The 9,624-nt window shown below is 33.8% G+C and carries 7 protein-coding genes; 4 read left to right on the top strand and 3 right to left on the bottom strand.

Annotated elements, in window-relative coordinates; all coding sequences use genetic code 11:
- Nucleotides 1-415: 415 nt before the first annotated feature.
- Entirely contained in the window at nt 416-853 is a 438-nt protein-coding gene (locus ACMHJ2_RS17115) for a PH domain-containing protein (protein WP_413514075.1), read from the bottom strand.
- Nucleotides 854-1,026: 173 nt separating this feature from the next.
- On the opposite strand from ACMHJ2_RS17115, the gene argS reads away from it, so the two are divergent.
- Genes argS through ACMHJ2_RS17095 form a run of 4 tightly spaced genes read left to right on the top strand, consistent with a single transcriptional unit; the run spans nt 1,027 to nt 7,393 of the window.
- Nucleotides 1,027-2,805, top strand: coding sequence for an arginine--tRNA ligase (gene argS, locus ACMHJ2_RS17110; RefSeq protein WP_413514074.1), 1,779 nt, complete (start codon nt 1,027-1,029; stop codon nt 2,803-2,805).
- Between the two features lie 32 nt (nt 2,806-2,837).
- Nucleotides 2,838-4,310, top strand: coding sequence for a hypothetical protein (locus ACMHJ2_RS17105; RefSeq protein ID WP_413514073.1), 1,473 nt, complete (start codon nt 2,838-2,840; stop codon nt 4,308-4,310).
- A complete protein-coding gene (locus ACMHJ2_RS17100; RefSeq protein ID WP_413514072.1) occupies nt 4,294-5,745 on the top strand; it encodes a LysM peptidoglycan-binding domain-containing protein in 1,452 nt (483 codons plus the stop codon). The genes ACMHJ2_RS17105 and ACMHJ2_RS17100 overlap by 17 nt, the downstream gene beginning before the upstream one ends.
- Nucleotides 5,732-7,393, top strand: coding sequence for an MBOAT family O-acyltransferase (locus tag ACMHJ2_RS17095; RefSeq protein ID WP_413514071.1), 1,662 nt, complete (start codon nt 5,732-5,734; stop codon nt 7,391-7,393). Before ACMHJ2_RS17100 ends, ACMHJ2_RS17095 begins: the two co-directional genes overlap by 14 nt.
- A 52-nt stretch (nt 7,394-7,445) precedes the next feature.
- Here ACMHJ2_RS17095 and ACMHJ2_RS17090 read toward each other — a convergent pair whose 3' ends face one another.
- On the bottom strand, nt 7,446-7,916 hold the full coding sequence (locus ACMHJ2_RS17090) for a DUF4265 domain-containing protein (RefSeq protein ID WP_413514070.1): 471 nt from the start codon (nt 7,914-7,916) through the stop codon (nt 7,446-7,448).
- Between the two features lie 226 nt (nt 7,917-8,142).
- Entirely contained in the window at nt 8,143-9,624 is a 1,482-nt protein-coding gene (locus tag ACMHJ2_RS17085; protein WP_413514069.1) for an efflux transporter outer membrane subunit, read from the bottom strand.

The following is a 9,624-nucleotide window of genomic DNA, read 5'->3' as shown; positions in this document are numbered from 1 at the left end:
ACTACTACTACTACTACTACTACTACTACTACTACTACTACTACTACTACTACTACTACTACTGAGTAAAAAGTTTAGTTAACCTAAACAGAAAGAAGGACTGCTAGGAGGAAAGTGGAAGTTGATTATTATGAGTTCTCTGATTAATAGAGCCGATGAAGAAATCCACTTTAAAATATGAAAAGAGAAATGAGGGATTTCGGCTAGAGTGCTTTCGAAAGTGGTAAAGGATTTAAAATAAAATTTACTGTTTACACGAACCGTTCAAGTAGATAATTGAGGGATGGTGTTTTACCAAATTACAGATTATACTAAAACAGTTATTCCATTAACGGACTATTTGACCAAACGGGAAATAAATCATCTACAATGCCTAAGAGAGAAATAAACGAAGGACAAATCTAATTTGATTCAATCAATCTTTGGTATTGGTAGGATTCGAGCGTACAATATTGGGATTCATTTTTACCAATTCGTTTACTAATTCTTCATTATCTAGAGGAGCAAGATAAATCTCATCATAGCTATTATATGCAATAATAATTCCTTTTTTAGCTAGTGCGGGTTTTAAACCGACCCATAAAGTTTTGCCTACTTGAATGCTAGTAATCGTGGCTATGTCTATTTTACCTTTAATAAATGCAGAACGATAATGGAGTTGCTGCTGCTCAATCCAATAACTAGTAGTGTAATAAATCCAAAGTAACAATAAAAAGGGAAGCGCACTTAAAGTGAAATCAAACCAATTTTTTTCTAGATTCCCTCGATTGAGGAACAAAAAATAGAAAGGAATGCATCCTGTTACTAAGATGAAAATAAAAAAGCCCTTTTTCTTTGCCTTGAATTTTTTCATATAATAAATGAGCTAAGTGGTTACTCAAAGGTACCTTTTTTAGCTGAAAAAGAAGGGATTATTTAATAATTACAAATAAAATACGAAAAGCGGTTCATAAGAATACAAAATTTCCTTTTATCTATTTTATAGATGATAAAATAAGAATTATCTTTGCCTATTAAATTTTGTTAATGATGTTGAATCAGATTTTAACTCCTCAGATTATCCAAGCAGCCAAAGAGCTGTATGATGTAGTAATTGATAAAGTTGAATATCAAGTTACTAGAAAAGAATTTGAGGGGGATGTTACAGTTGTTATTTTTCCATTTTTAAAACAAATTAAAGGTAATCCTATTGAAATAGGTACTAAAATTGGTGAATATTTAGTTGAAAATACAACTGAAATAGAACGGTTTAATGTTGTGAAAGGGTTTTTGAATTTAGTTGTTTCAGATGTTTACTACCTATCGTCGTTTAATACAATGCAGGGTGTGGAGCATTTTGGCTATCAAACACCCAACGCAGATGATAAAGCCGTATTGGTAGAATATTCTTCTCCCAATACAAATAAGCCTTTACACTTAGGTCATGTTCGAAATAATTTACTTGGTTTTTCAGTAGCAGAGATTTTAAAAGCCGCTGGGAAAAAAGTATATAAAACCCAAATTATCAACGATAGAGGAATCCATATTTGTAAGTCTATGTTGGCTTGGCAAAAATTTGGCAACGGAGAAACACCAGAGTCAACAGGATTGAAAGGAGATAAATTGGTAGGTAATTACTATGTGAAATTTGACATTGAATACAAGAGTCAAATTAAGGATTTGATGGCTAATGGGATGACGGAAGATCAAGCCAAAGCAGAAGCTCCTATCATAAAAGAAGCCAAGCAAATGCTGTTGGAGTGGGAAGCAGGTAAACCCGAAGTGATTGAATTGTGGAAAATGATGAATCAATGGGTTTATGATGGTTTTGCTATATCCTATGCTAATTTAGGCATTGATTTCGATAAAAACTATTACGAAAGTAATACGTATTTACTTGGAAAAGATGTAGTTGAGGAAGGCTTAACCCGAGGTATATTCTACAAAAAAGAAGATAACTCGGTTTGGATTGATTTGACAGATGAGGGATTAGATGAAAAACTTGTACTTCGTGGTGATGGCACCTCGGTTTATATGACCCAAGATATCGGTACAGCAATTCAGCGTGTCAAAGATTTTCCAGATATTGGAGGAATGGTTTATACCGTTGGAAATGAGCAAGATTATCATTTCAAGGTGTTATTCTTAATCCTAAAACGTTTAGGTTTTGACTGGGCAGATAGTTTGTATCACTTATCGTACGGTATGGTTGATCTACCTTCAGGAAAAATGAAGAGCAGAGAAGGGACTGTTGTGGATGCAGATGAATTAATTGAAGAAATGACTAGCACTGCACGTACTATTTCTGAAGATCTAGGTAAATTAGAAGGCTATTCGGAAGAAGAAAAAACAACATTGTATACAACGATTGGTTTAGGTGCATTGAAATACTATATTTTAAAAGTAGACCCTAAAAAACGCATTCTTTTCAATCCAGAGGAATCCGTAGATTTTGCAGGAAATACAGGACCGTTTATTCAATATACGTATGCGCGTATTCAATCTATTTTGCGCAGAGCAGATTTTACTATAACAGATACAATAACAGGTATTGCATTAGATCCAAAAGAAAAAGAAATAATTAAAGTATTGGAAGATTTTCCAGAAGTTATCCAAAATGCAGCAAAATCACATAGTCCTGCTTTGATAGCAAACTATGTGTATGACCTCGTAAAAGAGTATAACTCCTTTTATCAATCGGTTTCTATTCTTGGAGAAGAAGATGCAACGCTGAAAGCGTTTAGAGTACAAATATCTCAAAAAGTTGGTTTGGTAATCCAAGACGCATTCTCATTATTGGGTATTGCGGTACCAAATCGTATGTAATTTAGTTCTTTGTGAAAGTAGTAAAATCATACATGATACAGTCATTAGCCATTGTAATTATGGCTAGTGGCTTTTTTTTATTTTTTAAAGCAAATTTGCCGAAAAAGATTTTTTCTGAAGAAAAAACGAAAACAAATCACGTTGTCATTGACAGTTTGTTATTAGAAGCTATTGAGGAAGAAAAAATAGCCTCAAAAGAAGAAAAAACAGAAATCCCCACCGCGGAAGAAGACGGAAGGGTTATCGTGATTCAAGAAGAAGATTTGTTTTCAGATGAAAGTGAATTGAGTTTCAAAGGAATGGTATTCTTAGACTATTTCTTTGGAAGATTGTACCAATTGGAAAATCAAAGTCAAGGACGTGTCCGTATTGCCTATTATGGTGATTCCATGACAGATGGAGATATGATTGTTCAAGATTTGCGAAAAAATTACCAAGATAAATACGGAGGGTCAGGGGTTGGATTTATTCAAATCACTTCTGAATCTGCTCAATCACGCGGATCTGTCGTACATAAATATTCGTCGAATTGGAAAGTACAATCGTATTTAAATGTAAAAAAACCACTGAGACCTTTCGGAATTGGCGGTCAGGTTTATTTTGTTAAAGACACAATAAAACCAACTTGGGTGAGCTATCAAGCTGGGACTGTCCGCAACATGACTACCCTAAATAATCCAACCTTGTATTTTGGAAGATCTACCAATACAAGTGGAACGGTTGAGATTATTACGCAAAAAGATACGCTGAGAAAAACCTTACATGCTTCAGAAGCATTAAATAAACTAAAATTGGCTAATGGAGCCGCTAAGCAACTAAAACTACAGTTTTTACATGCAGACTCTATTCCATTGTATGGAATCGATGTGAGTAGTGCTACAGGTGTACAGGTAGATAATTTTTCTAGTCGTGGAAACTCAGGACTACCTTTATCTTTATTTAATGTATCTGTGATGCAAAAGTTCCAAAAAGAATTAGATTATAGTTTGATTATTCTTCACTATGGAACCAATGTATTGAATTATGGGTCTTATAATTATAGTTGGTATACGAAACAGATGACTAAAGTAGTTAGTCATTTAAGACAGTGTTTCCCTAAAGCTTCTATTTTGGTTATTTCAACGGCAGATAAATCAACCAAATACAATCTAACAATGGAAACTGATTCAGCAGTAACCCCATTAATGCGTGCACAACGCAAGTATGCAATGGAATCTAAAACAGGATTCTTTAATTTGTATGAGGCAATGGGCGGAAAAGGATCGATGGTAAAATGGGCGGAAGAGTCTCCTATAAAAGCGAATAAAGATTATACGCATTTTAATTTTAGAGGAGCGCAAGCCGTATCAAATTTAGTTTTTAAACAATTAGAAGAAGGGTATACGGCCTATAAAAAAGAAAAGGGCGGCGCAGCGCAACAAGGAGTAAAGCACAAACAAGATTCCTTGCAGAAAAAGAAAGTTCAAAAAGAAATAGATACGGTATCCAATGATGAAATGGAATAGAGTTGTAATTCCTCTATTACTGATAAGTAATATGGGAGTTTTTGCTCAAGAAATACGACAAGATCAGGAAATTATAGAAGTAGCACCTAGTGTAAATGATACCCTAAATGCCATCTATAAGAATATGATTTATTATCCCGAACAACTCAAACACTTTTTTACTAGCTTAAAAGAATTAAGTGAAGGAAAAAGAAAAAAAGTAAATATTGTTCACATTGGAGATTCTCATATTCAAGCTGATTTTTTTAGTGGAAGAGTACGTAGTTTAATTCAAGAGAAATTTGGCAATGGTGGTTTAGGTTTTACTTTTCCATATCAATTGGCGCGAACAAATAGCAATAATTTTGTTCGTTATTCTAGTAATTCTGACTGGGAGAATAGAAGAAATATTTACCCAATTAATGGTGCTAAAGTGGGTTTGAGTGGTATTGCATTATCTTCTAGTACCAAAGATGCTATAATAAAAGTCGATTTGAGAGATAGTAAGTTTGCTTTTACGAGGGTTAAACTTTTTACACCTAATAATGACTTGGTTTATCGCGTGGGTACAACAGATAGAGAAGTCAATTTTACAACTCATGCCGTTGTAAAAAATAGTTCGCATAAGATTAAATCCGGGGAGTCCTTGTCTGTTATTGCTAAAAAGTACAATACTACCCTTGCGGATTTAAAGAAATTGAATAAACTAAAGTCTACCCAGATTCAGGCGGGAAAAATATTGCTTGTGCCAACCAAAGAAATAGAACGTCCACAAATAGAAACCTCTATTTTTCAGGCTGCTAACTATAGCCTGCAAAAGAATTTCGTTGCCTTTGATTTTAAAAAAGCCACAGAGCAGTTTTATTTGTATGCAGCTACACAAAACAGTCAATATGATTTGAACGGTATGGTGTTAGAGAATGACCAAGCTGGGATTCTATATCATACCATTGGAGTAAACGGGGCTCGTTATTCAGATTTTAATAAATATCCTTTATTTTTTGAACAATTAGAAGGGTTAGAAGCCGATTTAGTTATTATCTCTTTAGGAACAAATGAAGCTTTTGATAAAATCGATGGAGCGAGTTTTAAAACTGAAATTAATCGCTTTTTAAAAGAAGTTAAAAAACGAAATCCAGAGGTATCAATTTTAGTTACTTCACCTCCGCCAAGTTATTTTTCAAAGGGAAATCCAAATACAGTTGCTAGTACTTTAGCTAATGAAATTATCATTAATGGCATTGATCAAAAGTATGCAATCTGGGATATGTATTATAATTTAGGCGGAACCTTGGGGTTACCCTATTTAATAGATGAACAATTCTTAGCTAAAGACTTAGTACATTATACAATTAAAGGATATGAATATACTGGAACTTTGTTTTTTGAAGGTCTGATGAAAGTATATCAAAATTATTTTACAACTGAAACTGAGCAGACAAATGAGTCTATTTAATATAGAAATGCCTTCTGTAACAATGGATGACGTAATCCATTGGTTTACCTTTAACCCTAAAGAACCTTTGTTGTTTAACTCGGGATTGTTTTTGGGGATGTTTATTGTTTTTTACTTTATCTATATTTGTTTAAGAAAGACTTTTCATGCCCGTTTGTTTTACGTGGTGGTGTTTTCGTTATTTTTTTACTATAAATCAAGTGGTCTTTACCTTTTTATATTAATAGGTTCGTCCTTAATGGATTATACTTTTGCAAACACGATTAATAACAGTACAAATGAAACAAAGAAACGGCTACTATTAACCACAAGTGTTATTTTAAACCTTGGTTTATTAGGGTATTTCAAATACACCAACTTCTTCTTAGATGGATTTAATTTCTTTAGTGATACCAAATTTCACTTAGATGATTTAATCTTACCTGTGGGAATTTCATTTTATACCTTCCAATCGATAAGTTATATTATTGAAATTTACCGCAAAGAAATTGAGCCGACCCGAAACTTTTTGGATTATTTGTTCTTTATCTCCTTTTTTCCGCAATTAGTAGCAGGACCTATTGTACGGGCCAAAGATTTTATTCCGCAAATTTATTCCAATCTGACGGTGACAAGAAGTCAAGTCAATGAAGGGATGCTTTTGATTATAGGAGGAGTTTTGAAAAAAGCAGTTATTTCAGATTATATCTCCATTAACTTTGTTGATCGCGTTTTTGATGCGCCGAATAGTTATTCCGCCTTTGAAAACTTAATGGCCTCTTATGGCTATTCCATTCAAATTTACTGTGATTTCTCTGGATATTCTGATATGGCTATTGGTATCGCTTTATTGCTAGGCTATCGTTTGCCAATGAACTTTAATGTGCCATATCAATCGACTTCCATTACTGAATTTTGGAGAAGATGGCATATTTCTTTATCCACCTGGTTAAAGGATTTCCTTTATATCTCAGTAGGAGGGAATCGAAAGGGAACTTTTGGTGGATATTTATTTCCTAGTTTATTTTTTATAGGTATAATAGGATGGGGAATTTATAGTTATTCCACAAGTATCTATCCTTTAATTATTGGAATTTTGGCTTTTGTTGTTTTTATGTTGACGATTGCTTTTTCAAAAACAAAACAAAAAAGTTTATTTACCAATTTTAACTTATTAACAACGATGTTGTTAGGAGGGTTGTGGCATGGAGCGAGTTTGCGCTTTATTATATGGGGAGCCTTGCACGGTATTGCTTTAGCGGTACACAAAATTATAATCGAGCTATTCCCGCATAAGAAAGATAAACCCGTGTCTTTAGTATGGCGCGTAACCTCTATCATACTAACGTTTCACTTTGTAACCTTTTGTTGGATTTTCTTTCGCGCTAATTCATTTGAAACAGCGTTAAATATTATTTATAATATTGCGGATTTAGAATATGATTGGGAAGCTTGGCAAACGATTAGTATGGGATATAAAAATGTATTCCTCTTGATTGCGATTGGATTTATTTGGCATTTTGTCCCTAAACGTTGGATGAATATCCCAAATCAATGGTTTAATGTTGCTCCTATATTTGTGAAATCAGTGGTCTTAGGATTTGTGTTCTGGGTGGTTTATGCAACAGCGGCAGCCGGACCTCAACCTTTTATTTACTTTCAGTTTTAAAATAACACCATTTGATATAAAAAAAAAGCCTCACAATTTTGTGAGGCTTTTTTTATTTTCTGATATCTGCACTGTGCTTTGGAGATAAATTAGGTTCTGCAAAAGAAATAGCTTGTTCATCTTCTAAGGCTGATAAAATAGCATATACATTTTTGTAATCTGTTTTGACCGGTACATTAATCACAAAGTAGTAATCATCTACTAATTCAATTTCCGTTTGTGCATATAAAATTTCATTATACAAGTCTTCACGATTGTATTTTTCTTTTAAAACCATCACTTGGATGGTACTATTACCCGAAGGTTTTTCAATGTGCACTAAATTATAGCGCTTTTCTGTTTCATTGAATGTAGCGTAGACAATATCTTCACAAGACAATTCAGGTCCATAAAAAGGAATATTGTCAATTTGAAAGAGATTTTTGTCTTGGTCTATTGCAATTCCCCATAAAATTTCTTCCGTTTCTTTTTCTAATACTTCACTGTGATAGTTGATTGTGATTTGCTCGTATTGTTCTTTCATGCTTGCGTATCTAGTTTTAATTAGGGAAATGGATAAATTACTCCATTTAGCTACAAAGATAGGAGGTATTAAATTAATTATTCAAAGATCAATTACAATTGTTGTGAAGTAACTTAAATTAATGGTAGTTGCAAAAGTGCTTAATACACTAGAAAGGACGCTTTGCTATAGGGAAGTAATAGCAAAAAAAGCGAGTAATTTACTCGCTTTTAAGCATGTTTATTGGTTATTGCCAACCGCCACCAAGTGCTTTGTATAATTGAACACCGTATTGCAGTTTATTTAACTTTAATTTATTTAAGTTTAATTCATTATCTAACCTATTTTTTTGTGCATTAATTACTTCAATATACGTTGCATATCCACTGTTAAATAATAAATTAGATTGTTTAACACCGAGTCGAGAAGTCGTTACTTGCTCGTCTGCAATTTCAATTTGTTCCGTTGTTGTTTGCAAATTGATTAAAGCATCGGTTACTTCTGTAATGGCGGTATAAACCGTTTTCTGAAAGGCTATTTCGCTCTTTGTTCGTTCTATTTTAGCTACTTCAAAATCCGTTTTTAACTTGCGTTTGTTGAAAAGAGGATTGCTTATATTTCCGATTAAACTACCAAATAACGATCCCGGAATATTAAACCAATTTTCACCTAGCATACTATTTAAACCTCCTTCAAGGTTAATGGTCAACGAGGGATATCTTGCTGTTTGTGCAACGCCTACCGCTGCATTTCTAGCTTTTAATTCTAATTCAGCTACTTGGATATCTGGACGATATTGTAATAAGGCTAAGGGAACTCCTGTGCTTCCTAATTCTTCTTGTTTTACTTCCGTTAATTTTATTTCTCTTGCAATACTACTCGGTAATTGCCCAGTTAAAAGGGATAAGGCATTTTCTTGAATTGCAATTTGTTGTTTCAAAGAGGGGAGTAAAGCTTTTGCCACTAACATCTGGTTGCGGGTCTGTGAAATTGCCAAAGAGGTGATTTGACCCGCATCTCTCTGTAATTCAACTATTTTTAAGGTATTCTTTGTCAATTCATAATTCGTTTGAGCAACTTCCATTTGGGCATCCAATAAAAGCAAATTGTAATAGCCTTGTGCAATTTGTGCGATTAATTCAGTTTGAATGGCTTTTTTTGCTTCTGCGGTTTGTAAAAAACGCGCCAATTGCTCCGCCGTTTGACTCTTTATTTTTCCCCAAATATCAATTTCCCAACTCAGCGCTAATCCCGAGGTATATTGAGCGGAATTCACATACATATTGGTAGGCGCTTCTTCTCCTTTATTTGTGTAATAGTTGGAAGACGGCGTCCCATAATAGTTTTCTGAACGATATTGATAAGCCACACTTCCTGCATTCAACCCTAAAGAGGGCAGCCATTCTAATTTAGCTTGTTTCGTTTTTTGTCCTGCAATTTCCAGGTTTTTGAGTGCATTTTGCATCTCAAAATTAAAGGATAATCCTTTATCTATTAAGTTGGTTAGCTGTTCATCTTGAAAAAAATCACGCCATTTGATTGACGATATATTCAGCGAATCTTGCCTAGATGTAAGGTCAATGCTATCGGATTGACTTCTGTATGTTTCAGGTAAATCAAGGGTTGGGGTTTTATAGTTAGATTGAGGTGCACAAGCTTGAAATAAAGTCAAACCGGCTCCCAACAAAAGAACTGTCCCTAAATATGAGGTTTTACTTTTTTTAATCAT

Origin of the sequence: Myroides odoratus, assembly GCF_965118575.1 — a bacterium.
In the GTDB taxonomy this organism is placed as follows: domain Bacteria; phylum Bacteroidota; class Bacteroidia; order Flavobacteriales; family Flavobacteriaceae; genus Flavobacterium; species Flavobacterium odoratum_B.
Note: the sequence above shows the minus strand (reverse complement) of the source record. Positions and strands in the feature narration are given on the sequence as shown.

Excerpts from the sequence above, each read along its gene's own strand:
- ACMHJ2_RS17115 (WP_413514075.1), bottom strand. The coding sequence starts at position 853 with ATGAAAAAATTCAAGGCAAAGAAAAAGGGCTTTTTTATTTTCATCTTA.
- argS (WP_413514074.1), top strand. The coding sequence starts at position 1,027 with ATGATGTTGAATCAGATTTTAACTCCTCAGATTATCCAAGCAGCCAAA.
- ACMHJ2_RS17105 (WP_413514073.1), top strand. The coding sequence starts at position 2,838 with ATGATACAGTCATTAGCCATTGTAATTATGGCTAGTGGCTTTTTTTTA.
- ACMHJ2_RS17100 (WP_413514072.1), top strand. The coding sequence starts at position 4,294 with ATGATGAAATGGAATAGAGTTGTAATTCCTCTATTACTGATAAGTAAT.
- ACMHJ2_RS17095 (WP_413514071.1), top strand. The coding sequence starts at position 5,732 with ATGAGTCTATTTAATATAGAAATGCCTTCTGTAACAATGGATGACGTA.
- ACMHJ2_RS17090 (WP_413514070.1), bottom strand. The coding sequence starts at position 7,916 with ATGAAAGAACAATACGAGCAAATCACAATCAACTATCACAGTGAAGTA.
- ACMHJ2_RS17085 (WP_413514069.1), bottom strand. The coding sequence starts at position 9,624 with ATGATTAAAAAAAGTAAAACCTCATATTTAGGGACAGTTCTTTTGTTG.